This is a genomic window from Micromonospora sp. NPDC049047 (assembly GCF_040649135.1).
GTDB lineage: Bacteria > Actinomycetota > Actinomycetes > Mycobacteriales > Micromonosporaceae > Micromonospora.
The window spans coordinates 59,407-84,984 of sequence record NZ_JBEZEY010000026.1; the positions used below are offsets into that span (position 1 = coordinate 59,407).

Sequence of the window (25,578 nt, forward strand, 5' to 3'; positions counted from 1 at the left end):
CGGAATTCGGCTGCTCGGCACCGGCCCGATGGCTAGGCTGCGCCGATGCCCACGCCTACGCACCGTTACCGATCCGAGGACGAGGACAGCGCCCGCTGGACCGGCTTCCCGTTCCGCGACGGCGACATCGTGATCAGCACCCGGTCCAAGAGCGGCACCACCTGGATGCAGATGATCTGCGCCGTCCTGGTGCTGGGCACCGCGGAACTGCCGGCGCCGCTGGCCGTGCTGTCGCCGTGGCTGGACTGGTTGGCCGAACCGCGCGACGAGGTGTTCGACCGACTGGCCGCGCAGTCGCACCGGCGGTTCATCAAGACGCACACCCCGCTGGACGGCGTGCCGCTCGATCCTCGGGTGCACTACGTGGTGGTGGCCCGGCACCCGCTCGACCTCGCGGTGTCCCTCTACCACCAGGCCGGCAACCTGGACCGGGCACGCCTGGCCGAGCTGACCGGCGAGCCCGCCCCGGCCGGGCCGCCGCGGCCACGCCCACCGGTGGAGCAGTGGTTGCCGACCTGGGTGGACCGGGAGGTGGACCCGCGCGCCGAGCTGGATTCGCTGCCCGGGGTGATGATGCACCTGACTGACGCCTGGGACCGCCGGCACCAGCCCAACGTCGCGCTCGTGCACTACGACGACCTGCTTGCCGACCTGGCCGGCGAGATGCGCCGGCTCGCCGAACGGTGGGGCATCGCTGTCGTACCCGAACGATGGCCCGAGCTGGTCGAGGCGGCCACCTTCGGGCGGATGCGGGAGCGTGCGGACCGGCTCGCGCCGGACCGGCTCGGCGTGCTGCGCGACCGGCAGGCGTTCTTCCGCCAGGGTCGTTCGGGGCAGGGCCGTGACCTGCTCGACGCGGCCGCGCGGGCCCGCTACCGGAAGCGTACGGAGGCGCTGGCCGCGCCGGACCTGCTCGACTGGCTGCACCGCTAGCCACACGAGCGCGCGGCGCCGCTTCGACCTGAGGGTCGGAACGTCGCCGCGCTCTGGCCGTCTCCCACCACCGCAGCCGTTCGGCGGTACGACAGCGGGGACCTGGCTCGACCGGCAGTTGGTGCCGGTCCGAGTTGTCGATCCCCGTTCCGCCCGGATCCAAACCTGCCGACCAGGGGGACTACCACCATCTGCGATTCCCGGCGTGGCCCGCCACCGAACGGGGTATGTCCGTGGTCATGGAGCATTTCACTATCGCGACCGTCGCCGAGCAGAGTCCGGATTTCCGGCGGGTGCTGTGGACCGGCGAGCACAGCCAGTTGGTCATCATGACCATTCCCGAGGGCGGGGAGATCGGCGAAGAGGTGCACGACGACGTCGACCAGATCCTGACCTTCGTCAGTGGCGTCGGAGAGGCCCGGGTCGCCGGCTCGAAGCGCAAGGTCGTCTCCGGGGATCTGGTGGTCGTACCGGCCGGGACAAAGCACAACTTCGTCAACACCGGCCCCAACCCGCTTGTGCTGTACACCGTCTACGGGCCGGCGGAGCACGCGGACCAGGCCGTCCACCGGACCAAGGAGGAGGCCGACGCGGCCGAGGCGGCGGGCAAGGACGAGCCGCCGACCGAGTGAGGAGTCGGGCGGCGGCCTGATCCGGGCCGATGCGGGTACCCGCGGCGGGTGGAGCGGCAGCCGGAGATCTCCGACTACGGGTTCCTCTCGGACTCCCGTTCGGGCGCCCTGGTCGGCAAGGATGGCTCGATCGACTGGTGGTGCCCGGGCCGGTTCGACGGGGCGTCCGTGTTCGGGCGGCTGCTCGACCCGAGCGGCGGGCACTTCCGGTTGGCACCGGTCGGTGCCGGCGGCCCGGGGCACCGGTTGGAGCGGGCCTACCTCCCGGACTCGTTGGTGCTGCGGACGGTTCATCACACCCCGCAGGGCAGCGTGGCGGTCACCGACGCCCTCGCCGCCGAGGTCGGAGCCCGCGCGCACGAGCTGGGCAAGAACTCGCCCGCCGTGCTGATCCGGGTGGTGCAGGGGTTGTCCGGGCGGGTACGGATGGCGCTGGACTTCGCACCCCGACCCGAGTACGGGCTGCTCACGCCGTACCTGCACGAGCAGCCCGACGGTAGCGTGCTGGCCGGCGCGGGCCCCGTGGTGCTCGTGTTGCGCGCCGACGGGCTGGGCCTGCGGGCGGACGACGACCGGGTGACCCACGAGTTCGAGATCTCCGCCGGTCAGACGGTCGGCATGGACGTGGCGTTCGGCGAGGCGTACGGCACCCCGCCGGCCCGGGTCGAGCCGCTGACCGCCCTCGCCGAGACGACACAGGCGTGGCAGGCGTTCCGGGAGACGCACACCTATTCGGGCCGGTACCCCACACTCGTCCGGCACAGCGCGACAGTCCTGACCGGCCTCACGTACGCCCGCAGTGGCGCGGTCGCCGCGGCGCTCACCAGTTCGCTACCGGAGCAGATCGGCGGCGACCGGAACTACGACTACCGCTACTCCTGGCTGCGGGACTTCTCGTTGACGATGCGGGCGCTCTGGGTGGCGGCCTGTCCCGAGGAGACGTCCCGGCTGTTCGCCTGGGCGACCCGCTCGATCGGCCGGTTCGGAGACGAGCCCGTGCCGGTGCTCTTCGGGTTGGAGGGTGAGCGTGACCTTTCCGAGCACCACTGCAACCACCTGCGCGGCTACCGGGACAGCAGGCCGGTCCGGGTCGGCAACGACGCCTGGCGGCAGCGGCAGCTCGACGTGCCCGGGGAGGTGATGTCGGCGGTGTGGCGGCTGCGCGACTATCTCGGCGCGCGGTTCGAGGACGAGCTGCGGGAGATGGTGCTCGGGTTGGCCGAGCAGGTGGCCGCGACGTGGCGGCTGCCGGACCGGGGGATCTGGGAGACCCGGGGCGAGGAGCGCCACTACGTCTGGTCCAAGGTGTCCTGCTGGCTGGCGTTGGACCGGGCGGTGGGGCTCGCCGACCGGCTCGGCGACCGGGCCGACCCACGCCGCTGGGCCGGCGTACGCGACGAGATCCGCGACACCGTGCTGCGTGAGGGCTGGAACGACCGGATCGGCGCGTTCACCGGGGCGTTCGGGTCGGCCGAGCTGGACGCCTCGGTGCTCGCCATGCCGGTGGCGCGGTTCCTGCCGGCCACCGATCCGCGGATGCGCTCCACTATCGAGATGGTCGAGCGTGAGCTGGGCACCGAGGGTGGCTTGCTGCGGCGGTGGACCACCGACCCGGCCGGCTTCCTGCTCTGCTCGTTCTGGTTGGTGGAGTGCCTGGTGATGGTGGGTGAGCCCAAGCGGGCCGAGGCGCTGTTCGAGCGGGTCGTCGGGTACGCCAACGACGTGGGACTGTTCAGCGAGCAGATCGACCTGAGCACCGGGGTGCACCTCGGCAACACCCCGCAGGCGCTCTCCCACATCGGCCTGATCAACGCGGCCTGGCGGTTGACCGAGCCGAACAGTTTCTGATCGGCCCCGGTGCGCCGGCTCACTCCAGCACTGGTACGCGGGACACGTCGACGGTGTCCGGATACTTCAGCCCCGAGCCGGTGTTGAGCACCACCACCCGTTCACCGGCCCGGATCCAGCCGCCGGCGCGCAGGTGCCGCGCCGCCGTCAGGCAGGCCGCCCCCTCCGGGCAGAGCAGCAACCCCTCCCGGCTGGCGAAGTCCCGCAGGTCGGCGAGGATGTCCGCGTCGTCGACGGCAACCGCGGTGCCGGCGGACTCCCGCAGCGCCGTCAGGATCAGCTCGTCGGCGAGCGGGGCCGGTACGGTGATGCCGAACGCCACGGTGTGCGCGTCCGCCCAGGGTCGGGCCCGATCCTCGCCGGCGGCGAACGCCCGCACGATCGGGGCGCAGCCGGTCGACTGCACCGCCACCAGCCGGGGCAGCTTGTCGCCGACCCAGCCCAGCTCGCGCAGCTCGTGCATCGCCTTGTGGATGCCGATCAGCCCGACGCCGCCACCCGTCGGATAGATGATCACGTCGGGCGTCTGCCAACCGAGCTGCTCGACGATCTCGTACCCCATCGTCTTCTTGCCCTCCAGCCGGTAGGGCTCGCGCAGCGTGCCGGCGTCGAAGATCGCCCCGTTCGACTCCGCGATCAGCTCGGCCACCCACCGGCCGGCGTCGCTGATCAGCCCGTCGATCAGACGCAGGTCGGCCCCGGCCGCGACGCACTCGCGTCGGCAGATACTCGGCGCGTCAAGCGGCATGACGATCGTCGCACCCATCCCGGCCCGCGCGGCGTACGTCGCCCAGGCCGACCCGGCGTTGCCGTTCGTGGGCATCGCGATCTGCTGTACGCCCAGCTCGCGGGCCCGGCTCACGCCGACCGCCGCCCCGCGCGCCTTGAACGAGCCGGTCGGGATCAACCCCTCGTCCTTGACCATCAGGTCGGCGATGCCGATCTCGGCGCCGTAGGCCGGGGCGCGCAGCAGCGGTGTCCAGCCCTCGCCGAGCGTCGTGACGTGTCGTGGGTCGCCGACCGGCAGCAGCTCGCGGTAGCGCCACAGGTCGGCCGGGCGCAGCGGAAAGCGCTCCGGGGTGACCGCCTTAGCCACCGCCGGCAGGTCGTAGCGAGCCAGCAGCGGGGAACCGCACGCGCAGAGGTTGCGCAGCTCGTCGGCGGAGTGCTCCATCGCGCAGCGCGGGCAGTCCAGGTGGGTCAGGTACACGTCGCTCCTCACCGGTGCTCCGTCGGCCGGTCGGTCACAGGGGCATTCTCCGGCAAAGCGCACCGGCGCGTTGGCTGCCGGAGTGTCCGGTTCGCTCGGCGGCGGCGGGCTCGGCGGGGTAGAACGGACCTCATGGACCTCACCGACCAGCCCACCGTCCTGCTCCCCGGGGACGTCCGGATGCCCCTGCTCGGCTTCGGCACCTGGCAGGCCACCGGCCAGGCCGGCTACGACGCGGTGCTGGCCGCGCTCGACACCGGTTACCGGCACATCGACACCGCCGCGGTGTACGGCAATGAGCGCGAGGTCGGCCGCGCCGTGCAGGAGAGCGGGCTGCGCCGCGAGGACATCTTCATCACCACCAAGCTCCCGCCGAACCGGGTGGGTCAGGAGCGCGCCACGTTGGAGGCCAGCCTGGAGGCGCTCGGCGTCGAGCACCTGGACCTCTGGTTGATCCACTGGCCGCCGTCGTCGCCGTCGGACAGCATCCCGCTCTGGCGTGAACTGCTGGCGGCCCGCGACGAGAACCTGGTCCGCGCGGTGGGTGTCAGCAACTACAGCACCGGGCAGATCGACGAGCTGATCCAGTCGACCGAGGAGAACCCGGCGGTCAACCAGATCGAGTGGAGTCCGGCGCTGTACGACAGGCAGCGGCACGCCGAGCACCGGGACCGGGGGGTGGTGCTCGAGGGTTACAGCCCGTTCAAGACCAGCGACCTCAGCGACCCGGTGCTGACCAGGATCGCCGGGGCGCACGGGGTCTCCCCGGCGCAGGTGGTGCTGCGGTGGCACATCGACCACGAGATCGTGGCGATCCCCAAGTCGGTGACGCCGGAGCGGATCACCGCCAACTTCGACGTCTTCCACTTCTCGCTCACCGCCGAGGAGATGCGCGACATCGACGCGCTCGGCGACGCCTGATCTGGCGGTTTCCTTCAGTCATCTCTTCAGGGGTGAAGGGTATCGACATCGACGTTCGTGACGGTATAGCGTGCCCGTCATCACGATCGTCGATCCGTTCGTGCCCGCCGTCGCTGGAGGATCGCCATGACCCGATCACCATCCATCCGTCTACGCCGCCGCGGGGTGCTCGGCATCCCCGCCCTGGTGGTCGCCGCGCTGACGGTCGTCGCGCGCCCCGGCGCGGCGAGCGCCGCACCGAAGGCCGAGTGCCTCGCCGACCTGCTCCGGGACGTCTGATGGCGACCATTCCCTGGCTGGTGGACGTGCTCCGCGGCGCCGGGGTCCAGGTCGTCGTCGAGGGCGACTGGCTCAACCGGATGCGGCCCGGCTCCTTCGACCCGATCGGTGTGCTCTGGCACCACACCGCCTCGACCAGCAGCGCCAGCAACCCGCACCCGGCCCTCGGCATCTGCATAAACGGTAGGTCCGACCTGCCCGGGCCGCTGTGTCAGGCGCTCGTCGACTACAACGGTGTCTTCCACGTCATCTCCGCCGGCCGCTGCAACCACGCCGGGGTCAGCGGTGGCAGCGGGCCGATCCCGGCCGGAGACGGCAACACCCTGATGATCGGGTGGGAGATCGACTACAACGGCGTCGACCAGGAGATGACCGCCGCGCAGTACAACGCGTCGATCGCCGCGACCGCCGCCGTGCTCACCCGGCTCGGCCGGGACAGCAGTTACGCCCGGGGGCACCGGGAGACGAGCACCACCGGCAAGATCGACCCGTCCTTCATCGACCTGAACGTGATGCGCGCCGACGTCGCGGCGAGGATGGCCGGCGGCGGCACAACGTGGTCCGCCACAGTGGACAACGCCACGGCGGGCCGGTTCACCGCCAGCGCCAACTGGGGTGTCTCGACGTACTCCAGCCAGCGCTACGGCGCCGACTACCGCTACGCCGACCCGGTCGCCGTCAGCGATCCCGCCTGGTACCGGTTCAACGTCCCGGCGGCCGGCAACTACCGGGTCGAGGCCTGGTGGCCGACGAACAGCGGCTACAACAGCGCCACCCCGTACATCGTCGCCACCAGCAGTGGCAACCGGACCGTCTACGTCGACCAGCGGGCGACCGGCGGGCAGTGGCGGGTCCTCGGCACGTTCGCGCTGCCGGCCGGGGACGCCAACCGGGTCGCGGTGAGCCGGTGGAGCAACGCCGCAGGTCTGGTCATCGCCGACGCCGTACGCCTCACCCGGGTCTGACCCCTCGCTGCCGGCCGGCCCCGGCCGGCCACGCTCGGGCTTGATCGACCCGGCTGTCCGGAAGTCGGGGCATCCCACGTGGGAGGATGCCCCGACTTCAGGGATTCCGAGGGGATGTCGTGGAGAAGATGAGCGAAAGAGGTGTGCAGCGAGACGCGGGTCTGATGGCGGTGTTACGTCGCCTCGACGATCCTCGGTGGCTGGAGTTTCCCGCCGACTACGGCAGCGCCGCGCTCGCGGCCTCGTGCCGCACCCTGGTCGCGGATCTCGACTCCCGCTTCGCGACGAGTTGCCCGATCGAGCGAGACATCCAGGACTCCGCCCAGTACGGGCGAATCGAAGTGCCGGGGCCGGCCACTGTCTGCGGGACACGGATCGTCGTCCTGGTGAGCAAGTTCACGCCGCTGGCCATGGTCGCCGCCGACAACCCCGGTGCCTTTCTCGGCACCGATGAGGCATGCGCCGAAGGTGAACTCGACGCGGGTGACCTCGAAAAGGTCGAGCAGGCCCTCGTCGGGTCGGGGCACCTGGTGATCCCCGAAGAACTCCTGATGACGCGTTATGACGGGGTTGCCCACCTGCGCTTCTGCGGTTCCGGGGGGCCTTACTGGTGGGACCGGTTCTTCGGATCGTTCTGAATGGTCGTCCAGGCAGGGGTCAGGGCGTGCGCGGCCACGCGCACGCCCTGACGCCACCACGGTCAGTTCAGGAGCGGGAGCAGGTCGCCCCGTTGAGCGAGAAGTTGGTAGGCGACGAGTACGACCCGTTCAGGGTGCCCTGGTAGCCGAAGCTGGCCGTGCCGCCGGGAGCGATGGACCCGTTGTGGCTCACGTTGCGGGCGGTGACCGCGGAGCCGCTCTGGCTCACCGTGGCGTTCCACGCGTTGGTGACCGTCTGCCCGCTGGGCAGGTTGTAGTTGAGCGTCCAGCCGTTTATCGCGCTGGATCCGGTGTTGGTGACCAGCACGTCGGCGGTGAAGCCGTTGTTCCACGAGTTCGCTGTGTACTTCACCGCGCAACTGCCACCACCGCTGGGCGGCGGGGTCGTCGGCGGCGGGTTGGTGGGGTTGCCGCCACCGCCGTTGACGCTCGCCGAGAACGAGGTGACCGCCAGGCCGACACCGCCCTGCCAGGGCTCGAAGCCGGCCTGGATGCTGGTCAGGTACCAGGAGTTGGTGATCGCGCCCCGGTTGCGGGTGTCGTTGATGAAGTCCAGCACGCTGAAGTTCAGGCTGGAGATCGCCGACTGCGCCACGTACGAGATGACGTTGTTGGAGCCGTTGCTGCCCCGCCAGACCTCCCAGGTGCGGCCGGCCAGGTTGGTAGTGCCGACCACCGAGCCGATGGGCTGGATCGAGCCCTGTCGGTTGAGCCAGATCATGATCTCCATCTGGTTCACCCCGTCCCGCTTGGGCGACGGGTCCAGCCAGATGTCGTACGAGGCGTTGTAGGTCGCCCCGCTGACGTACCGGTAGGAGATGCTGCTGGTGGCGCTGCTGATCTGGCTCACCTGCATCGGCAGGTTGGTGCCGGGGGAGCAGTTGGTGTAGTGGCAACCGAAGAACACCGAGGGGTACGCCGTCGGTGCGCCGTTCGTGGGGCTGCTGCCGTTCAGGGTGGTGATCTCGAAGCCGTTGCTTGTGGCGTTGATGCACTGCTGGGCGGTGGTGCCCCAGCGGTTGTTCTGCACCACGTACCGGCCCTGGATCACCGTCGAGCCGTACTGTTCGCAGATCAGGGTGTCGGCGGAGGCGCTGCCGCCGAAGGCCACCGCTACCAGTGAGCCGGCGAGCAGCACGCCGGCCGCGGCCAGGGCCCGAAGTTGACGTTTCATGACGCTCCTTGACTCGGCGCATGCCGGGCGCCGCATGTGGTGGGGTCGTGCGGGAGCGCTCCCACGCTCAACGACACATTTACATGCTTGAAACTGCCGCGCAACCGTAAGCGCCAAACTGGTGAATCGGGCGGATTGCCGTGCACCCACCGGACGGCCGCCGCCCGCCGACCGGCCAAGCGGCACGGCCACACCGACGAGTGAAACCGGGCGACCGATCGGGCCTGGCGTGCGCCGATCGCTCCGAGTAGCGTGTTGCCTCCAACGCGTTCCGCTCCCCCTCCGGAGGCGTACACCACAATGGGTGGCTCCCCCCTGCGCATCCTCGTCGTCGGCGCGGGCATCGCCGGTCTGGCCGTGGCCCGGGCGCTGCGCCTTGCGGGCTTCCGGCCCGACGTCACTGACAAGTTGCCACCGGGGGAGTGCGCCGAAGCCGGCCTCTACCTGCCCGGCAACGCCGCCCGCGCGCTGCACCAGCTCGACCTGCACCACCCGGTCCGCCCGCTCGGTCAGGTGATCCACCGGCAGCGGTTCTTCGACGCCACCGGCGCGCGCCTCTGCGAGGTGGACCTCGACACCCTCTGGGCCGGCGTCGGCGAATGCCGGGCGCTGCCCCGGGCCGACCTGCACCGGGTGCTGCTCAGCGGTGCCGGCGGCGCGGTCCGGCACGGTGCCGAGGTGCGCACCCTGGAGTTGCTGCCGGGCGCGGTCGGGGTCACCTTCACCGACGGCACCGCCACCGAGTACGACCTTGTCATCGGTGCCGACGGGCCACGCTCCTCGGTCCGCGCGCTGGCCGCGCTCGGCGGGCCGCCCCGCCCGGTCGGTCAGGTGGTCTACCGGGCCGTGCTGCGCGACGGCCCACCGGTCACCGAGTGGACCGGTCTGCTCGGCCAACGCTCCGGGTTCCTGATGGTGCCGATGGGCGCCGGGCGACTGCACCTCTACGCCGACGAGGCCGGCACTGAGGCGCCTGCCGACCCGCTGGGTCGACTGCGCGCGCTCTTCGCCGACTACCGCGGTCCGGTGCCGGAGGTGCTGGCGGCACTCGACAGGGTGCACGTCGGGATCACCGACGAGGTGGAGTTGGGCCGCTGGCACCGAGGACGGGTGCTGCTGGTCGGCGACGCCGCGCACGCCACCGCGCCCACGTTGTCCCAGGGTGCGGCGATGGCACTCGAGGACGCCGTGGTGCTCGCGGAATCGTTGCGCGCCGCCGGCAGCGTGGAGGCGGCCCTGGTGGCGTACGAGAGTCGTCGCCGTCCGCGTACCCGATGGGTGCGGGACCGGACCCGGGACCGCAACCGGACCAGGGACGTGCCGCCGGCGCTGCGCGACCCGTTGCTGCGCGGGCGCGGCGGCCGGATCTTCGGGGAGCACTATCGGCTCCTGCTCGGTCCGCTGTAGGCCCGTAGTAGATCGTGTCACGCCACCCCACGCGGCGCTGCGACCTGCCGGGGACTATCCTCCTTGCGGATGACGGCCCGCCGATAACCAGCGTGTGCCGAGCGGGACAACCGAGAACCGGAGGCCACTCGTGACCACCGTCGCACCCAAGCCGGTCGTGACCCGGCCCTGGCCGGTCCGGGAGCCGGTCAAGGGGTCGGCCATCGCGCGGCTGCTGCGAACCACGGACGCGAAGCAAATCGGGATCATGTACATGGTCACCGCGTTCGCGTTCTTCATGATCGGCGGCCTGATGGCCCTGATCATGCGTGCTGAGCTGGCCCGACCCGGGCTGCAGTTCCTGTCGCCGGAGCAGTACAACCAGCTCTTCACGATGCACGGCACGATCATGTTGCTGTTCTTCGCGACGCCGATCGTGTTCGCCTTCGCGAACTACATCGTGCCGATCCAGATCGGCGCGCCTGACGTCTCCTTCCCTCGCCTGAACAGCTTCGCCTACTGGCTGTACCTGTTCGGCGGCACGATGGCGACAGCCGGTTTCCTCACCCCGGGTGGCGCCGCTGACTTCGGCTGGTTCGCGTACGCGCCGCTGAGCAGCGTGGAGCACTCACCCGGCGTCGGCGCCAACATGTGGATCATGGGTCTGGCCATCTCCGGCCTGGGCACCATCCTCGGCGCCGTGAACATGATCACCACGGTGCTCACCCTGCGTGCGCCCGGCATGACCATGTTCCGGATGCCGATCTTCACGTGGAACATCCTGGTCACCAGCCTCCTGGTGATCCTGGTCTTCCCGCTGCTGGCCGCCGCGCTCTTCGCGCTCGCCGCGGACCGCATCCTCGGCGCCCACGTGTACGACCCCGCGACCGGTGGGCCGATGCTCTGGCAGCACCTGTTCTGGTTCTTCGGGCACCCCGAGGTGTACATCGTGGCGCTGCCGTTCTTCGGCATCATCAGCGAGGTCATCCCGGTCTTCTCCCGCAAGCCGATCTTCGGCTACAAGGGCCTGGTCGCCGCGACCGTCGCGATCGCCGCGCTCTCCATGAGCGTCTGGGCGCACCACATGTTCGCCACCGGCCAGGTGCTGCTGCCGTTCTTCAGCTTCCTGAGCTACCTGATCGCCGTGCCGACCGGTATGAAGTTCTTCAACTGGATCGGCACCATGTGGCGGGGTCAGGTCAGCTTCGAGACGCCCATGCTCTGGGCGATCGGCTTCCTTGTCACGTTCCTCTTCGGCGGTCTCACCGGTGTGCTGCTGGCCAGCCCGCCGATCGACTTCCACGTGTCGGACTCGTACTTCGTGGTGGCGCACTTCCACTACGTGCTCTTCGGCACCATCGTGTTCGCGGTCTTCGCCGGCATCTACTTCTGGTTCCCGAAGATGTTCGGCCGGATGCTCGACGAGCGCCTGGGCAAGGTGCACTTCTGGCTCACCATGATCGGCTTCCACACCACCTTCCTGGTGCAGCACTGGCTCGGCAACGAGGGCATGCCCCGCCGCTACGCCGACTACCTGCCCAGCGACGGCTTCACCACGCTGAACATGATCTCCACGATCGGCGCGTTCATCACCGGTATCTCGACGCTGCCGTTCATCTACAACTGCTGGAAGTCGTACAAGACCGGCCCGGTGGTCGAGGTGGACGACCCCTGGGGCCACGGCAACTCGCTCGAGTGGGCGACCAGCAGCCCGCCGCCGCTGCGCAACTTCGACCGGATGCCCCGGATCCGCTCCGAGCGGCCGGCGTTCGACGCGAAGTTCCCGGAGCTGGCCGCCGGCCAGACCCTGGCCGGCCCGCCGGAGGGCGGCGCCAAGCCGCTCACCAGCGAGTCGGACGGCGGCGCCAGCTACCGCGAGGACACCGCGAGCGACGTCGACCGGCACTGACGCGCAGATCCAGCAGTACGACGGGCGCCGCCCCCGGGACCACCGGGAGCGGCGCCCGTCGCCGTGCGCCGGGTCGGCCCGTCGCCGTGCGCCGGGTCGGCCTGTCGCCGTTGCATCCGGGGCGCTGTGCGGACCGGTTGCTGCCTGGTGGCGGCCGGGGATCGTTCCTGGTCGGGGTGGTTCGGCGTGCTCTCGGGCCTGGGGTGTCGGGGTCGTGTTCTGGGTCGGGGTGATTCGGAGTGCCCTTCGGCCTGCCGAGGGCTGTGACCTGATGAGCTTGATTCCGCTGTGGCATCTAGATTCCGCTGCGGCATCACTGTCTCCCGCCGCCCGCCGCCCGCCGCCGGCCGCCCGCTGCCGGCCGCCCGCTGCCGGCCGCCCGCTGCCGGCCGCCCGCTGCCGGCCGCCCGCTGCCGGCCGCCCGCTGCCGGCCGCCCGCTGCCGGCTGCTCGTCGCCCGTTGCCCGCTGTCCGCCGGAGGGCAGCGACGCTGGGGTGCTGCCGTCAGCGAGCGGCGGAGGTGAGGTCCGCGTCGACCGGCGGTGGGGTGGCCGCGGCGGCGCGGCGGCGACGCAGCTCGATCGGGAGTACCACAAGGGTGATCAGGGCGCCGAGCGCTCCGGTGACCGCGAAGCCCCATGGTGGCGAACTGGCGTCGATGACCGCGCCGGCGAGCGGAGCGCCGACAGCGATGCCGACGGTGACCGCCGACCCGTGCAACCCCATCGCCTCTCCGCGTACCTGGGCCGGGACCAGGCGGCTCACCGCGTCGGAGCCGGCCGCGATTGTCGGCGCGCAGAGCGCGCCGGCCGGGATCAGCGCCAGGCACAGCAGCCACCAGTGCGCACCGCCCAGCCCGACCGGGATGGTGAACAGGGCAAGTGCGGCGGTCAGTACCAGCGGGGAGAACGAACGGTGCACGGCACCGTAGGCGAACCCGCCGACCAGCGAGGCGACCGCCCAGATGGTGAGCACCGCGCCGGTCCAACCGACCTCTCCGCTGGCCCGCAGGACGGCGACCACCGCCACGTCGGTGCCGCCGAGCACCAGGGTCGCGGCGGCGCTGAGCGCCAGCACGGCGAGCAGCCGAGGTGTCAGCCACTCCCGGCGGGGCGTCCGGCGTTGCGGGCCGGTGACCTCGGCCGCCTCGGCCGCGTCACGGATCGGTGGGTTCACCAGCCACAGGGCGATCCCGGCGGCGACGATGCCGCCGCCGACCAGGTACATGGTGGTCTGCGCGGAGATCGCGGTGACCAGCGCCACTGCCAACGCCGGGCCGATCATGAAGGACAGTTCCACAGACATCGAGTCCAGCGCGTACGCCGGGCGGCGTTGGTCCTCCGGAACCAGCGCCGCGATCGACTGACGGACCACCGAGAAGATGGGCAGGGCCAGGGAGCCGGCCACGAAGGCAGCCGGCAGCAGCACCGGGTACGGCAGTCCGGGTGCGGTGGTCCAGAAGATCGCCTCCGCGATGCCGGTGAGCACCAGGACCGGGCGCAGGCCACGCCGGTCCACCAGCCGGCCCAACAGCGGGCCACCGATCGCCGCACCCACGGTGACCGCCGCACCCACCAGGCCGGCGGCCCCGTAACCGCGATGTAGGTCGAACACCACGTGGAAGGTGAGCGTCACCCCGGTCGCGGTGAGCGGGATGCGGGCGAGGACGGCGACCACCAGCAGCGATCGCAGGCCGGGCAGGGCGAGCGCCTGCCGGTAAGGCTTCATGTTCACGTGGGTCCGTACCTCCGGCGACATCCTCAACCGGCGGCGTCCCGATGGCCAACCAATTACGGTGCTATGCGGTCCTGATCACAGGTCGGCCGTGCAAGGTCACCCCGGCGCCGTCCATGGCGCGCAGTGCCACGTCGGTGGTCGCCGGAGCGACGGCGGCGGTCAGTTCGAGCAGCACGGTGGTGGCGAAGCCCTCCCGGGCGGCGTCCAGCGCGGTCGCCCGGACGCAGTGGTCGGTGGCGATGCCGACCACGTCCACCCGGTCCACATCGTGCCGGCGCAGCCAGTCGGCCAGGCACTCGCCGTCTTCGGCGTGCCCCTCGAACCCGGAGTACGCCGCCGCGTGCTCGCCCTTGTGGAAGATCGCCTCGACCCGGCCGGTGTGCAGCTCGCTGTGGAACTCCGACCCGCTGGTGCCGACCACGCAGTGCCTCGGCCAGGACTCCACGAAATCCGGCGGATCGCCGAAGTGCGCACCCGGGTCGACGTGGTAGTCCTTGGTGGCGACCACGTGCGACCACCGCTCCGGCTCGGCGGCGAGCAGCCGGGAGATGCCGGCGGCCACCTCCGCACCGCCCTCGACGGCCAGCGAGCCGCCCTCGCAGAAGTCGTTCTGCACGTCCACGATGATCAGAGCGTTGGCCACCGGGGTTCCTCTCCTCACGGTCTGTCTGCGGCAGTGGTGTTCGACGTGCTCAGTCGGCGGGTACGACGGAGACCGGCACCGCCGGGTCGCCGGCCGACAGCTTGAGCCCCTCCCACGGGATGGAGATCAGGCATTCGCGCAGGTGCTCCCGCGACTCGTCGAGGGTGGGCAGCCACGCCGGTTCGCCGGCGACGGCGTACGAGTGTTGGAGCATGCGGTCGTTGGGCTGCCGGTCCGGTACACCCTGCGGCACGATGATCTCCTCGGTGGCGGTGCCGGTCGGCTTGTGCCGGCGGACCGCGACCTTCCGGCCGCCGATTGTCGCCTTGTGTTCGGAGCGCTTCACCACCGGCCGCCCCTCGACCTCGACGAGCTTGTAGACCAGCCCGGCGGTCGGGGCGCCGGAGCCGGTGACCACTGCCGTGCCGGCACCGTACATGTCCACGGGCTCGGCGGCGAGCGCGGCGATCGAGTACTCGTCCAGGTCACCGGAAACGATGATCTTGGTTTCGGTGGCTCCCAGCGAGTCGAGCAGTTCCCGCGACTGCTGGGCGATCACCGCCAGGTCACCCGAGTCGATCCGTACCGCCCGCAGCTCCGGCCCGGCCACCGCTATCGCGTTACGGATGCCCTGGCTGATGTCGTACGTGTCGACAAGCAGCGTCGTGTCCTTGCCCAGCGTGGCGACCTGCGAGGCGAACGCCGCCCGCTCGTCGTCGTGCAGCAGGGTGAAGGCGTGCGCCGCCGTGCCCGCCGTCGGGATGCCGTAGCGCGCGCCGGCGGCGAGGTTGGACGTGAACCGGAAACCGGCCAGGTACGCGGCCCGCGCCGCGGCCACCGCCGCCTCCTCGTGAGCCCGGCGCGACCCCATCTCGATAAGCGCCCGCCCCCGCGCCGCGGTCACCATCCGTGCCGCCGCCGCGGCCACCGCGCTGTCGTGGTTGAGCACGGAGAGCGCCAGCGTCTCCAGCACCACGCACTCGGCGAAACCGCCGGAGACGGTGAGGATCGGTGAACCGGGGAAGAACAGCTCACCCTCGGCGTACCCGTCGATGTCGCCGGTGAAGCGGTAGTCGGTGAGCCAGGCCGCGGCCGCGTCGTCGACCACGCCGGTCCGCCGCAGGAAGTCGACCTCGGTGGGGTCGAACCTGAACTCGCGGATCAGTTCGATCAGGCGGGCCGTGCCGGCGACCACGCCGTAGCGGCGGCCGCTCGGCAGCCGGCGGCTGAACACCTCGAAGACACACCGGCGGTCGGCGGTGCCGTCCTTCAGTGCGGCGCTGACCATGGTCAGCTCGTAGTGGTCGGTCAGCAGCGCGGGGCGGTTGATGCTCACCGCCCCAGCCTAAGGTTCAGTCGGCGTCGCCGTCGTCGTGGCCCGGGATCGCCCGCAGTGCGGCCCACAGCTCGGCCCGGCCGGTCACGCCCAGCTTGCTGTAGATCCGCTGGAGGTGATTCTCGACGGTGCGGGCCGAGAGGTAGAGCTGTTCCGCGATGGCCCGGCTGGCTATGCCGTTCGCGGCGAGACGGGCCACCTGCCACTCCCGCTCGGTCAACACCGGTGCCCCGGCGTGCAGCGCCGGCGTCCGGATCACGTCACAGCGCCCGAGCAACCCGGCCAGCCGTTCCCGGGCGCTGTTGGTCGCCGTCGAGTTCTGCCGGCGCAGCCGCTGCACGGCCTGGGCGGTGGCCTCGGCGGCGTACACGGTCAACTCCAGCGCGGCGTAGTCGTCGGCGACCGCGAGCAGATCCGTTGCGCAGTCGGTCACCGCCGCGCGGGCGTGCCGGGCCAGCAGCGGCGGGATCACCCCGTCGACCCGCTCGGAGAGCTCGGCCAGGCGCTGCGCCACAGTGCGCCGACCACCGTCGGAGCAGGTCGGTCCGACCGGCATGCCGGCCTGCTCCAGCCGGACGAGATCATGCAGGACGAGCACCTCGTGCCCGGCGAAGCCGTCCGAGCGCAGCCGGTCCACCAGGTCACCGAGGTGCTTGATCGCACCCGGCAGGTCACCCGACGTGGCGAGCACCGCACCCCGGGCCTGCTCCAGCCACGGGTAGAGCACCGCCATGCCCGGCGCGTGGGTGCGGTCCGCCTCGGCCATCGCCGCCGCGGCCTGGGCGGCGTCGCCACGCAGCGCGGCCGACTGGGCTCGCTCGGCCTGGGCCAGACCGGCGTAGACCCGGCTGGTGGCCAACACCGCGCAGGCACCGAGCGAGGCGCGGGTGGCGACGTCGCTCTGCCCGCGCAACCGGGCCGCGTACGCCTGGAGGATGGCCAGGTAGCCGGTGCCGAGCCGGAAATCGCCGGCGTCGGCGAGGTCGGCGAACTCGTCGGCCACTATCGCGTCGATCCCGGCCAGGTCTCCGCTGAGCATCAGCCGGGTGCCGCGGGCCAGCTCCAGAGCCAGTTGCAGGTACGGCATGTCGGTGCGCCAGGTGGCGACGGCCGAGTGCACCTGGGCGATAGCCGTGCCGCTGTGGGTCAGCTGGCCCTGCGCGGCCTGGACGTACGCGATGGTGCAGCGGGCCAACTCGCGGGCGGCGACGCCGGCCGCCGGCCGGTCCAGCACCTGTTGGCTGAGCCGTACTGCGGTGGTCGTGTCCATCCGGTGCAGGCGCATGATCGCCTCGAAGGCGTGCACCCGGGACCGGTCCGCCGAATCCTTGAGCTGCTCGACGCGGCTGGCGATCTCCTCCACGGTGGACTGTTGGCTCAACCCCCAGTAGCTGACCATTCCGCGTACGGTCAGCCAGCGGCAGTAGCGCCGTTCGTCGCCGGGCTCGGGGGTCACCGCGTCGAGGACGTCGATGGCCTCCTCCGGCCGGTCGGCGAACATCAGAATGGTGGCCAGCAGCTCCGCCGCGTCGGACCCGCCACCGGCGTGCAACGCAGCCCGCGCCAGGCGGGTCGCCAGCGGCACGTCGTAGCGGGTGAACGCCTGGACCGCCGCGTCCACGAGCAGGGCCGGATCCTGTGCGGTGCCCGAGTCGAGGCGCCACACCGCGACCCGCAGCAGGTCGTCGCGGCGGCGCTTGCCGACCTGTTCGAGAAGCTCCGCGAGGTGTGCCTGAAGCCGGCGGGTGCGGCTGACCGGGCAGCGGCGGCGCATCACCTCGCCGTACAGCGGATGGGCCAGTCGCACGTTCGTCCGTCTGTCGTTCTGGACCACGCTGATCAGCCCGCGCTCCTCGGCGGTCTCCACGTCGACCTGGTCGGCGGCCTGCTTGAGCAGGTGCAGGCCGAGTGGTTCGCCGAACGCGACAAGCTCGACGACCGCGCGGACGCCGTCGGTGAGTTTGCCGACCCGGGTGTCGATCAGGTCGGTCAGGTTGGGCGCCAGCTCCAGCCGTCCGGTCCACTTCCAGAGCCCGTAGGTCTGCTTCAGCTCCGAGCTGCCGTTGGCGGCGTGCACCAGCTCCCGCAGCAGCAGCGGATTGCCGGCCGACAGCTGGCCCAGCCGGTCGGCGGAGTTGGCGTCGACCGGGCCGCCCAGCATCTCGGCCAGCAGACCGGCGGTCTCCGCGGGTGGCATCGGGGTCAGCTCGACGTGCTCGACCAGGTCGTCGGTCCAGAGTGCGCGGATCGGCAGTGGGATCTGCTCGCCGTCGCGCAGGGTGCCGACCACAGTGGCGTTCTCCGCGCGGGCGACCAGGTGGACGAGTGCCGCCGAGGGTGGATCGAGCAGGTGCGCGTCGTCGATGGCGAGCACGATCCGTCGACCGGCCGCCTGCTGTTGCAGCACGTTGAGCGCCCAGCGCAGGATGCCGGCCGGGGAGAGGCCCTGGGGCTGCTCGGTGGGAAGGACCTGCACCAGCCCGCCGAACGGCAGGGCCGCGGTGGTGGCGCTTGCCGCGATGGACCAGATCGCGAAGCGTTCGGTGGGCAACGTGCTGACGCCTTCGCGGAGCAGCCGGCTCTTGCCGATCCCGGCGCTGCCGCTGAAGAAGAGCCCGCGGCCAGCCTCGCCGGTCACCGCCGCCATCAGGCGGTTGAGCTCATCGGTCCGGCCGACGAACTTCCATCGACTCATTCGCGCAGCATATCGACCGGAATCCGTCCGCGCCCGCATCGTCACTCAACGAAGTTGAGTAGCCGCACAATTACCGCTGAGTATCTGAGGTGTTCCACCTGGTTGCCGGCCCGCCCGTAGTCTTCCGGCAGCCGGGTTTTTCGACCGGGTTTCACCTGGCCGGGCGTCCGGCCACCTGCCACGGGAGGCCGCCTGATGAAGCAGGGCCCCCTCTCCTCGGTCGACTCCTCGGACGACGTGGCCGGCCCGAGCGATCCGCCGAGTTGCGGCCCGCTGCCCGCGCGCGTCGGCGTGACCAACCCTGGCCCGGAGGAGCCGCTCGGCGTGGTGGCGGTCGGTCCGGCCGGCGCCGAACGACGCGCCGTGCTCGCCTCACTGCTCGCGCTCGACCCGGTCATGCTCACCGTGCCGTCGGGCAGCTGGTTGCTTGTGCGAAACGCCAAGGTGCCCACCCGGGCGGCGTTCGTGCCCGGCTACCGCCAGCCCCACTCGTACGGGGCCGACCGACACGCCGCCGGCCCGGCGTTGGCCCGTCCACCCCGGCGGGTCGAGCTGAGCGTGCCCGAGCCGCTGCTGCGGCACTTCACGCTCATCGACGTGCCGGACACCGGGACGCTCGGGGTGTCCGGCCGGCAGGTGCTGCTCGACGCGGTGGGCCGGGCCGGCGCGATGCTCTTCGTGATCGCCGCCGACCAGGCGTTCACGGCGGCCGAGCTGAACCTGCTCGCCGAGGTCGCCTCGACCTCGGTGAAGGTCGTCTTCGCGGTGACCCCCGGTGCGGCAGGGCGGTCCCCGCTGGCCGAAGGTGCGGCGACAACGGAGGACGCGGGGGCGTCCGTCTCGCCGGTCGATGGTCAGGCGACCGAGGTGGACGCGGCGGCGGTGACAGTGGCGGCTCACCGTGCGGCGCTGCTGGCCGCGGTGCCGGCGCTGGCTGACGCGCGGTGGTTCCCGGTCGACGCCCACTCCGGCGACTCCGCGGCCGACCTGCGGCGGGCGTTGGTGGGCTGGGCGTCGGAGGAGGGGTTGCGGCGGGCCAGCGTCGAACCGCCGGTGCTGCCGGGGCAGCATGATCGGGTGGCCGTGGCCGCCGATCCGGGGGACTGGTCCGAGCGGCTCGACCGGCAGACCCGGACGTGTGCTCAGCGGATCCGTCAGCACCTCGCCCTGGAGTTGGCGAACATCCACCTGCGGGCCGTCCAGGAGATCGTGTTCGGGGTCGGCTGCGCGGGCCTACCGGATCTCCTGGATCGGGAGATGGCGGCGTTGTCGTTGTTGGCCACCGCGCAGTGTGACCAGGCGGTGCGCGGCATCGTCGCCGACGCCGCGGCCCGGGTGCTCGGCGCGCCACCTGTCGAAGGAGTGCGGCGGCGGATCGCCACCGCCGTGCGGTACGGCCTGGTCGACGACCGGCCGGGCCAGGAGTTGGACAACGTCCTGCTGATCACCAGCACAGCCGGGGTGGCCGGATTGACCGGCCCGGAGGCGATCGACGCCCTCGCCCACTATCCGACGGTGTTCCGCGACGAGGTGCTTCCGCCGATGGCGGTGGCGCTCTCCGGCGGGTGCTGGCAGCAGTGGCGGATGCCCGGCAGGGACGACCACAACGCGGCGCGAGCCTGGTCGCAGCGCGCGGTGCGGGAGGTCGAGTTGGGGTTGTCCCGGGAGATATCCCGACGGTTCGAGGTGATCCGCCTCTCGCTGGGCGTGGTGCTCTCCGATGCAGTCGATCACGGCATCCTGCTCGCCTGACGGTGGGGCCGCCCCCTGGTCCGGGTCCACGCCAGACCACGGATCCGCGGGCGCCCGCGGCGGGTCGGCGGGGTCTCAGGTGCACGATCCGCGCCCGGCCGGCGTTCCGGTTCCTCGGTTCCGGGAAACCGGTGGCACGATGGGGGACATGGCGGCTCCACAGGTTGCACCGGTCGAGACGCCGGACACTGACGAGGTGCCGGCGGCTGACCGGCAATGGGTGACGATCGTGTGGGACGACCCGGTCAATCTGATGACGTACGTGACCTGGGTCTTCCAGAAGCTTTTCGGCTACAGCCGGGAGAGGGCCGAGCAGCTGATGCTTGACGTGCACCACAAGGGCCGGGCAGTGGTCTCCACGGGTGCCCGGGAGCGGATGGAGCACGACGCGTCGCAGCTGCACGCGTACGGGCTGTGGGCGACGGTGGATCGGTCGTGAGCATGTTCCGTCGTCAGGCCGGCCACTACGTCGCCACCTTCGCTGTCGACGAGGTGCGGGTGCTGCGCAAGGTCGCCTCCGAGGTGGTCGGCCTGCTCACCGATGGTTTCGACCACACCGACCCGGTCGTGGGTCGGCTCTTTCCGGCGGTCTACCCGCAGGACGCGCCGGGGACCGCCGAGTTCCGGCGGTACACCGAGGGCGATCTGAAGACTGCGAAGATCGATCAGGCGGGGGCGATCCTGGCCGCGTTGCCCGACGACGCCGGTGGTGAGGTGCGGCTGGACGCCGAGGCGGCCGAGGCGTGGTTGCGGGCGTTGAACGACGCCCGGCTCGCGATGGGTGTCCGGCTGGAGATCAAGGACGGCACGGACCTGGGCGAGGAACTGGACGACGCGGTCGCCGAGGACCCGGGTTCCAGCCGGGTGTTCCAGCTTTCGGTCTACGCGTATCTCGGATATTTACAGGAGTCGCTGCTCAACGCCTTGATCGACTAGGCGTGACCGGCACCACTTCGGCCCGCGCTCATCAGGCGTTAAGGTGGTCCTCGTGCTGAGCATCGACCGGTCGATCGTCGACGCGATCGTCGCCCACGCCCGCCGGGATCATCCCGACGAGGCGTGCGGCGTGGTCGCCGGTCCCGTCGGCAGCGACACCCCGACCCGGCACATCCCGATGGACAACGCCGCGCGATCGATGACCTTCTACGAGTTCGACTCGATGGAGCACCTGCGCGTGTGGCGGGAGATGGACGACCGGGACGAGGAGCCCGTTGTCATCTACCACTCGCACACCGCCACCGAGGCGTACCCGTCGCGGACGGATGTCTCCTTCGCCGGTGAGCCGGGCGCGCACTACCTGCTCGTCTCGACCCGCGATCCCGACTCGGAGGAGATCCGCTCGTTCCGGATCGTCGACGGTGTGGTCACCGAGGAGCCGGTCCGGGTCGTGGAGGCCGGGGTGGACCCGCATGCCGTCCAGTCCTACATGTTCGGGCAGAGCCCGGCGACGGTCGACTACGAGTGTTCCGGCCGCTGATCCGTCAGCGTCCGCTCTCGTCCTGTCCCGTCACCGTAGGCACACCCGATCGAGGAGTTCGACATCATGGCCATTGAGGTTCGCATCCCCACCATCCTGCGCAGCTACACCGGCGGCGCCAAGGTCGTCGACGGCGCCGGCGACACCCTCGCCGAGCTGCTGACCGACCTGGATTCCCGGCACGGCGGGCTGCGGGGCCGGCTGATCACCGAGGCGGGCACGCTGCACCGCTTCGTCAACGTCTACGTCAACGACGAGGACGTCCGTTTCCTCGGCGCCCTGGACGCCAAGCTCTCCGAGGGCGACAGCGTCACCATCCTGCCCGCCGTGGCCGGCGGCGCGTTCGGCTTCGCCGCGGCGGCGGCGATCAGCTCGCACAGCGCCGCGGCGGCGGCGATCAGCTCGCACAGCGCCGCGGCGGCGGCGATCAGCTCGCACAGCGCCGCGGCGGCGGCGATCAGCTCGCACAGCGCGGCGGCGGCGGCGATCAGCTCGCAGAGCGCCGCGGCGGCCGGTTCGCACCGCGCCGCCGACGTGCTGGTCCGCGGCACCGTCGCGGCTCGCTGAGGCCGGCCGCCATGGCGCGGTACGACAGCCTGCTCGACGCCTGCGGGGGCACGCCGCTGGTCGGCCTGCCCCGGCTCTCCCCGACGGTGTCCGACGGGGCGCCGCCGGTGCGCCTCTGGGCCAAGCTGGAGGACCGGAACCCGACCGGCAGCATCAAGGACCGCGCCGCGCTGTTCATGGTCCGGGCGGCGGAGGAGGCCGGCCGGCTCCGGCCGGGTGACACCATCCTCGAACCGACGAGCGGCAACACCGGTATCTCGTTGGCGATGGTCGCCAAGTTGCGCGGCTACCGGCTGGTCTGCGTGATGCCGGAGAACGTGTCCACCGAGCGGGTCCAGCTGCTCCGGATGTACGGCGCCGAGATCATTTTCTCGCCGGCGGCGGGTGGTTCCAACCAGGCGGTCGCCACCGCCAAGGTGATCGCCGCCGAGCACCCGGACTGGGTGATGCTCTACCAGTACGGCAACGAGGCCAACGCGCGGGCGCACTACGAGACGACCGGGCCGGAGCTGCTGCACGACCTGCCCAGCATCACGCACTTCGTGGCCGGGCTGGGCACCACCGGCACTCTGATGGGCACCGGGCGCTACCTGCGGGAGAAGGTCGAGGGCATTCAGATCGTGGCGGCCGAGCCGCGCTACGGCGAGCTGGTCTACGGCCTGCGCAACATCGACGAGGGGTACGTGCCGGAGCTGTACGACGCCTCGGTGCTCTCCCGGCGGTTCTCGGTCGGCACCCGGGACGCGGTGCTGCGTACCCGCCAACTCGTGGAGGTGGAGGGCGTCTTTGCCGGCTTCTCCACAGGTGCCATCCTGCATGCCGCGCTGGCGGTGGCGCACGAGGCGGTGCGTGACGGCCGGCGGGCCGACGTGGCCTTCGTGGTCTGCGACGGTGGGTGGAAATACCTGTCCACCGGCGCGTACGGCGGCACGCTCGCCGATGCCGAGGACGCCCTGGAGGGGCAGCTCTGGGCCTGACCGATTCGGTCTGCCGACTACGGGCCGTCGACATTTTGTCGGCGGCCCGTCCGCTTGCCGGCGTACCGCGAGCGGGTGTCACGTTCGTGACACCTTCCAGCGGATGATTCTTGCTGCCGCCTGCGCCAGCGTAGGCTGCGCAGCGTGACGCAGGCGTCGGTAGAGATCATGGCCGGGACCATCGCCGGCGCGGATGCTACTGATAGTGACAGCGAGACCACTCGATGCGACTGACAGTCCTTGGGTGCGCCGGAAGTTTTCCTGGCCCCGAGTCGCCCTGCTCGGCCTATCTCGTCGAGGCTGACGGCTTCCGGCTGCTTGTCGACTTCGGTTCCGGTTCGATGTCCAGCCTCCAGCGGTACGCGGGGCTGCACGCCCCGGACGCGATCCTGCTGACCCACCTGCACTGCGATCACATCCAGGATGCCGTGACGTACGTGGTGGTCCGCCGGTACGCCCCGGAAGGCCCCCACCCCGCCCTGCCGATGTACGCGCCCTCCGGTGCTCCCGAACAGCTCAGCGCGGCGTACCACGACGACGGCCCGTTGGAGGACGTCTACCAGTTCTACGCGCTCGAACCGGGCACCTTCCCGATCGGCCCGTTCACGGTCACCGTCGACCGGGTGAACCATCCGATCGAGACGTACGGGGTGCGGCTGGAGCACGACGGTCGGTCGCTGTGCTACTCGTCGGACACCGCGCCCTGCGACGCGTTGCTGCGGTTGGCCCAGAACGTCGACGCCTTCCTCTGCGAGGCGAGCTTCCTCGACGGGGTCGACAATCCGCCGGATCTGCATCTGACCGGCCGGGAGGCCGGCGAGGCGGCGACCAAGGCGGTGGTGGGTCGGCTGCTGCTCACCCATCTGGTGGCGGCCTGGGGCAGCGAGGCGCACACCCTGGAGTCGGCCGCGGCCGCGTACACCGGACCGATCGACGTGGTCCGCCCCGGCGCCAGCTACGACATCTGACGCACCGGGTCCCGGTTCGCGCGACCGCGCCCCTGCCCCACCGTCGGCCTGCGGGCCGAGGAGTTCGGCTGGCCGGCGGCGGTCGCCGGAATCCTCCGGGTACACGGCGCGGCCACTTCTCGGGGACACCCCGGCCGAGGTGGATCAGCGCACCGCATAGGGTGCAGGGATGGCGCGACCTGACGGGCGAGGGCCCAATCAACTTCGACCGGTGACCCTGACCCGAGGCTGGAGCACCCATCCGGAGGGCTCGGTGCTCGTCGAGTTCGGCGGCACCCGGGTGCTCTGCACGGCGAGCGTCACCGAGGGGGTGCCCCGTTGGCGCAAGGGTTCCGGCCTCGGCTGGGTGACCGCCGAGTACGCGATGCTGCCCCGGGCCACCAACACCCGCTCCGACCGGGAGAGCGTCAAGGGCCGGGTCGGTGGCCGTACCCACGAGATCTCCCGGCTGGTCGGCCGCAGCCTGCGGGCCAGCATCGACCTCAAGGCGCTCGGCGAGAACTCGATAGTGCTCGACTGCGACGTGCTCCAGGCCGACGGTGGCACCCGCACGGCCGCGATCACCGGCGCGTACGTCGCGTTGCACGACGCGGTGAACTGGCTGGCCGGCCGCAAGGCGTTGGCAGGTAAGCCGGAGAAGGTGATGCACCGGTCGGTGGCCGCGGTCAGCGTGGGCATCATCGCCGGGGAGGCGCGGCTGGACCTCTGCTACGAGGAGGACGTCGCCGCCGAGGTGGACATGAACGTGGTCTGCACCGGCGCGGGTGACTTCGTCGAGGTGCAGGGCACCGGCGAGGCGGGCGTGTTCGCCCGCGACCAACTCGACAGCCTGCTCGACCTGGCCGTGGCCGGGTGCGCGGAGCTGGCCGAAGCCCAGCGGAAGGCTCTCTCATGAACAAGGTCCTGCTCGCCACCCGTAACCGTAAGAAGCTCGTGGAGCTCCAGCGGATCCTGGACGGCGCGCTCGGCGCGCAGCGGATCGCCCTGCTCGGGCTTGACGACGTCGAGCAGTACGCGGAACTGCCGGAGACCGGCCTGACCTTCGGCGAGAACGCGCTGATCAAGGCGCGGGAGGGCTGCCGGCAGAGCGGGCTGCCGACCATCGCCGACGACTCGGGGCTCGCGGTGGACGCGCTCAACGGGATGCCCGGGGTGTTCAGCGCCCGCTGGTCCGGCCGGCACGGCGATGACCGGGCCAACCTCCAGCTGGTGCTGGACCAGATCGCCGACGTGCCCGACGAGCAGCGCGCCGCCTCGTTCGTCTGCACTGTGGCGTTGGTGCTGCCCGGCGGCAAGGAGCACCTCGTCGACGGTCGGCAGCCGGGGCGGGTGCTGCGCGTTCCGCGCGGTGACGGCGGGTTCGGCTACGACCCGATCTTCCTGGGCGACGGACAGGACCGGACGAACGCCGAGCTGACCCCGGCGGAGAAGGACGCGATCAGCCACCGGGGTAAGGCGCTTCGCGAGCTGGCCAAACTGGTCGCCAAGGTGCTGCCGCCCGCCGCCTGACG

Annotated in this window: 23 protein-coding genes and 1 pseudogene; 18 read left to right on the top strand and 6 right to left on the bottom strand. The window is 71.2% G+C overall.

Annotated features, from left to right (window positions below; translation table 11 throughout):
* The first annotated feature begins 45 nt into the window (after window positions 1-45).
* From AB0B86_RS29035 to AB0B86_RS29045, 3 genes are all read left to right on the top strand, one after another.
* Window positions 46-933 (top strand): sulfotransferase domain-containing protein, encoded by an 888-nt coding sequence (locus AB0B86_RS29035; RefSeq protein ID WP_357405014.1) that lies wholly within the window; start codon window positions 46-48, stop codon window positions 931-933.
* A gap of 239 nt (window positions 934-1,172) precedes the next feature.
* Window positions 1,173-1,565 carry a cupin domain-containing protein gene (locus AB0B86_RS29040; protein ID WP_357405012.1) on the top strand — a complete coding sequence of 131 codons (393 nt, stop codon included), beginning with the start codon at window positions 1,173-1,175 and terminating at the stop codon, window positions 1,563-1,565.
* Window positions 1,566-1,613: 48 nt separating this feature from the next.
* Entirely contained in the window at window positions 1,614-3,413 is a 1,800-nt protein-coding gene (locus AB0B86_RS29045) for a glycoside hydrolase family 15 protein (RefSeq protein ID WP_357405010.1), read from the top strand.
* 19 nt (window positions 3,414-3,432) lie between these two features.
* On the opposite strand, the gene AB0B86_RS29050 is transcribed toward AB0B86_RS29045, so the two are convergent.
* Window positions 3,433-4,623, bottom strand: a complete 1,191-nt coding sequence (locus AB0B86_RS29050; RefSeq protein WP_357405304.1) for a threonine synthase — start codon at window positions 4,621-4,623, stop codon at window positions 3,433-3,435.
* A 132-nt stretch (window positions 4,624-4,755) separates the two neighbouring features.
* Here AB0B86_RS29050 and AB0B86_RS29055 point away from each other — a divergent pair, with 132 nt between their 5' ends.
* The 4 genes from AB0B86_RS29055 to AB0B86_RS29070 all read left to right on the top strand — a co-directional run bounded on the left by AB0B86_RS29055 (window position 4,756) and on the right by AB0B86_RS29070 (window position 7,426).
* On the top strand, window positions 4,756-5,544 hold the full coding sequence (locus tag AB0B86_RS29055; protein WP_357405008.1) for an aldo/keto reductase: 789 nt from the start codon (window positions 4,756-4,758) through the stop codon (window positions 5,542-5,544).
* Between the two features lie 126 nt (window positions 5,545-5,670).
* Entirely contained in the window at window positions 5,671-5,823 is a 153-nt protein-coding gene (locus AB0B86_RS29060; RefSeq protein WP_357405006.1) for a hypothetical protein, read from the top strand.
* Window positions 5,823-6,788: an N-acetylmuramoyl-L-alanine amidase gene (locus AB0B86_RS29065; protein WP_357420219.1), complete on the top strand. Its 966-nt coding sequence runs from the start codon at window positions 5,823-5,825 to the stop codon at window positions 6,786-6,788. Before AB0B86_RS29060 ends, AB0B86_RS29065 begins: the two co-directional genes overlap by 1 nt.
* A 128-nt stretch (window positions 6,789-6,916) precedes the next feature.
* A complete protein-coding gene (locus tag AB0B86_RS29070; protein WP_357405302.1) occupies window positions 6,917-7,426 on the top strand; it encodes a hypothetical protein in 510 nt (169 codons plus the stop codon).
* Window positions 7,427-7,493: 67 nt separating this feature from the next.
* Here AB0B86_RS29070 and AB0B86_RS29075 read toward each other — a convergent pair whose 3' ends face one another.
* On the bottom strand, window positions 7,494-8,621 hold the full coding sequence (locus AB0B86_RS29075; RefSeq protein WP_357405002.1) for a cellulose binding domain-containing protein: 1,128 nt from the start codon (window positions 8,619-8,621) through the stop codon (window positions 7,494-7,496).
* Between the two features lie 300 nt (window positions 8,622-8,921).
* Here AB0B86_RS29075 and AB0B86_RS29080 point away from each other — a divergent pair, with 300 nt between their 5' ends.
* Both AB0B86_RS29080 and ctaD read left to right on the top strand, forming a co-directional pair.
* Window positions 8,922-10,028, top strand: a complete 1,107-nt coding sequence (locus AB0B86_RS29080; protein ID WP_357405000.1) for an FAD-dependent monooxygenase — start codon at window positions 8,922-8,924, stop codon at window positions 10,026-10,028.
* Between the two features lie 130 nt (window positions 10,029-10,158).
* Window positions 10,159-11,916, top strand: coding sequence for a cytochrome c oxidase subunit I (gene ctaD, locus AB0B86_RS29085; RefSeq protein ID WP_357404998.1), 1,758 nt, complete (start codon window positions 10,159-10,161; stop codon window positions 11,914-11,916).
* Window positions 11,917-12,419: 503 nt separating this feature from the next.
* Here ctaD and AB0B86_RS29090 read toward each other — a convergent pair.
* Genes AB0B86_RS29090 through AB0B86_RS29105 form a run of 4 tightly spaced genes read right to left on the bottom strand, consistent with a single transcriptional unit; the run spans window position 12,420 to window position 18,326 of the window.
* On the bottom strand, window positions 12,420-13,673 hold the full coding sequence (locus AB0B86_RS29090) for an MFS transporter (RefSeq protein ID WP_357404996.1): 1,254 nt from the start codon (window positions 13,671-13,673) through the stop codon (window positions 12,420-12,422).
* Window positions 13,674-13,713: 40 nt separating this feature from the next.
* Window positions 13,714-14,295: an isochorismatase family protein gene (locus tag AB0B86_RS29095; protein WP_357404994.1), complete on the bottom strand. Its 582-nt coding sequence runs from the start codon at window positions 14,293-14,295 to the stop codon at window positions 13,714-13,716.
* 49 nt (window positions 14,296-14,344) lie between these two features.
* Window positions 14,345-15,631: a nicotinate phosphoribosyltransferase gene (locus AB0B86_RS29100; RefSeq protein WP_357404992.1), complete on the bottom strand. Its 1,287-nt coding sequence runs from the start codon at window positions 15,629-15,631 to the stop codon at window positions 14,345-14,347.
* 16 nt (window positions 15,632-15,647) lie between these two features.
* Window positions 15,648-18,326, bottom strand: a complete 2,679-nt coding sequence (locus AB0B86_RS29105) for a LuxR C-terminal-related transcriptional regulator (protein ID WP_357404990.1) — start codon at window positions 18,324-18,326, stop codon at window positions 15,648-15,650.
* Window positions 18,327-18,521: 195 nt separating this feature from the next.
* On the opposite strand from AB0B86_RS29105, the gene AB0B86_RS29110 reads away from it, so the two are divergent.
* The 9 genes and pseudogenes from AB0B86_RS29110 to rdgB all read left to right on the top strand — a co-directional run bounded on the left by AB0B86_RS29110 (window position 18,522) and on the right by rdgB (window position 25,576).
* Window positions 18,522-20,078 (top strand): hypothetical protein, encoded by a 1,557-nt coding sequence (locus AB0B86_RS29110; RefSeq protein ID WP_357404989.1) that lies wholly within the window; start codon window positions 18,522-18,524, stop codon window positions 20,076-20,078.
* Between the two features lie 148 nt (window positions 20,079-20,226).
* Window positions 20,227-20,517, top strand: a complete 291-nt coding sequence (gene clpS, locus AB0B86_RS29115; RefSeq protein ID WP_110565539.1) for an ATP-dependent Clp protease adapter ClpS — start codon at window positions 20,227-20,229, stop codon at window positions 20,515-20,517.
* Between the two features lie 2 nt (window positions 20,518-20,519).
* On the top strand, window positions 20,520-21,014 hold the full coding sequence (locus AB0B86_RS29120) for a DUF2017 domain-containing protein (RefSeq protein WP_357405300.1): 495 nt from the start codon (window positions 20,520-20,522) through the stop codon (window positions 21,012-21,014).
* Window positions 21,015-21,066: 52 nt separating this feature from the next.
* Window positions 21,067-21,555 carry a M67 family metallopeptidase gene (locus tag AB0B86_RS29125; protein WP_357404986.1) on the top strand — a complete coding sequence of 163 codons (489 nt, stop codon included), beginning with the start codon at window positions 21,067-21,069 and terminating at the stop codon, window positions 21,553-21,555.
* A 66-nt stretch (window positions 21,556-21,621) separates the two neighbouring features.
* Window positions 21,622-21,921, top strand: a pseudogene (locus AB0B86_RS29130) (MoaD/ThiS family protein); the annotation flags it as partial.
* A gap of 212 nt (window positions 21,922-22,133) precedes the next feature.
* Window positions 22,134-23,099 (top strand): pyridoxal-phosphate dependent enzyme, encoded by a 966-nt coding sequence (locus AB0B86_RS29135; protein ID WP_357404984.1) that lies wholly within the window; start codon window positions 22,134-22,136, stop codon window positions 23,097-23,099.
* A 224-nt stretch (window positions 23,100-23,323) separates the two neighbouring features.
* Complete coding sequence (locus AB0B86_RS29140; RefSeq protein ID WP_357404982.1) at window positions 23,324-24,067, top strand: MBL fold metallo-hydrolase; 744 nt, start codon at window positions 23,324-23,326, stop codon at window positions 24,065-24,067.
* Window positions 24,068-24,236: 169 nt separating this feature from the next.
* Complete coding sequence (gene rph / locus AB0B86_RS29145; protein ID WP_357404980.1) at window positions 24,237-24,962, top strand: ribonuclease PH; 726 nt, start codon at window positions 24,237-24,239, stop codon at window positions 24,960-24,962.
* Window positions 24,959-25,576 carry an RdgB/HAM1 family non-canonical purine NTP pyrophosphatase gene (gene rdgB, locus AB0B86_RS29150; protein ID WP_357404978.1) on the top strand — a complete coding sequence of 206 codons (618 nt, stop codon included), beginning with the start codon at window positions 24,959-24,961 and terminating at the stop codon, window positions 25,574-25,576. Before rph ends, rdgB begins: the two co-directional genes overlap by 4 nt.
* The last annotated feature ends 2 nt before the right edge of the window (window positions 25,577-25,578 follow it).

Bases quoted from the DNA above. Each gene is read 5' to 3' on its own strand.
- AB0B86_RS29035 (WP_357405014.1), top strand. From the start codon at position 46: ATGCCCACGCCTACGCACCGTTACCGATCCGAGGACGAGGACAGCGCC.
- AB0B86_RS29040 (WP_357405012.1), top strand. From the start codon at position 1,173: ATGGAGCATTTCACTATCGCGACCGTCGCCGAGCAGAGTCCGGATTTC.
- AB0B86_RS29055 (WP_357405008.1), top strand. From the start codon at position 4,756: ATGGACCTCACCGACCAGCCCACCGTCCTGCTCCCCGGGGACGTCCGG.
- AB0B86_RS29060 (WP_357405006.1), top strand. From the start codon at position 5,671: ATGACCCGATCACCATCCATCCGTCTACGCCGCCGCGGGGTGCTCGGC.
- AB0B86_RS29065 (WP_357420219.1), top strand. From the start codon at position 5,823: ATGGCGACCATTCCCTGGCTGGTGGACGTGCTCCGCGGCGCCGGGGTC.
- AB0B86_RS29070 (WP_357405302.1), top strand. From the start codon at position 6,917: ATGAGCGAAAGAGGTGTGCAGCGAGACGCGGGTCTGATGGCGGTGTTA.
- AB0B86_RS29075 (WP_357405002.1), bottom strand. From the start codon at position 8,621: ATGAAACGTCAACTTCGGGCCCTGGCCGCGGCCGGCGTGCTGCTCGCC.
- AB0B86_RS29080 (WP_357405000.1), top strand. From the start codon at position 8,922: ATGGGTGGCTCCCCCCTGCGCATCCTCGTCGTCGGCGCGGGCATCGCC.
- AB0B86_RS29090 (WP_357404996.1), bottom strand. From the start codon at position 13,673: ATGTCGCCGGAGGTACGGACCCACGTGAACATGAAGCCTTACCGGCAG.
- AB0B86_RS29105 (WP_357404990.1), bottom strand. From the start codon at position 18,326: ATGAGTCGATGGAAGTTCGTCGGCCGGACCGATGAGCTCAACCGCCTG.
- AB0B86_RS29110 (WP_357404989.1), top strand. From the start codon at position 18,522: ATGAAGCAGGGCCCCCTCTCCTCGGTCGACTCCTCGGACGACGTGGCC.
- clpS (WP_110565539.1), top strand. From the start codon at position 20,227: ATGGCGGCTCCACAGGTTGCACCGGTCGAGACGCCGGACACTGACGAG.
- AB0B86_RS29120 (WP_357405300.1), top strand. From the start codon at position 20,520: ATGTTCCGTCGTCAGGCCGGCCACTACGTCGCCACCTTCGCTGTCGAC.
- AB0B86_RS29135 (WP_357404984.1), top strand. From the start codon at position 22,134: ATGGCGCGGTACGACAGCCTGCTCGACGCCTGCGGGGGCACGCCGCTG.
- AB0B86_RS29140 (WP_357404982.1), top strand. From the start codon at position 23,324: ATGCGACTGACAGTCCTTGGGTGCGCCGGAAGTTTTCCTGGCCCCGAG.
- rph (WP_357404980.1), top strand. From the start codon at position 24,237: ATGGCGCGACCTGACGGGCGAGGGCCCAATCAACTTCGACCGGTGACC.
- rdgB (WP_357404978.1), top strand. From the start codon at position 24,959: ATGAACAAGGTCCTGCTCGCCACCCGTAACCGTAAGAAGCTCGTGGAG.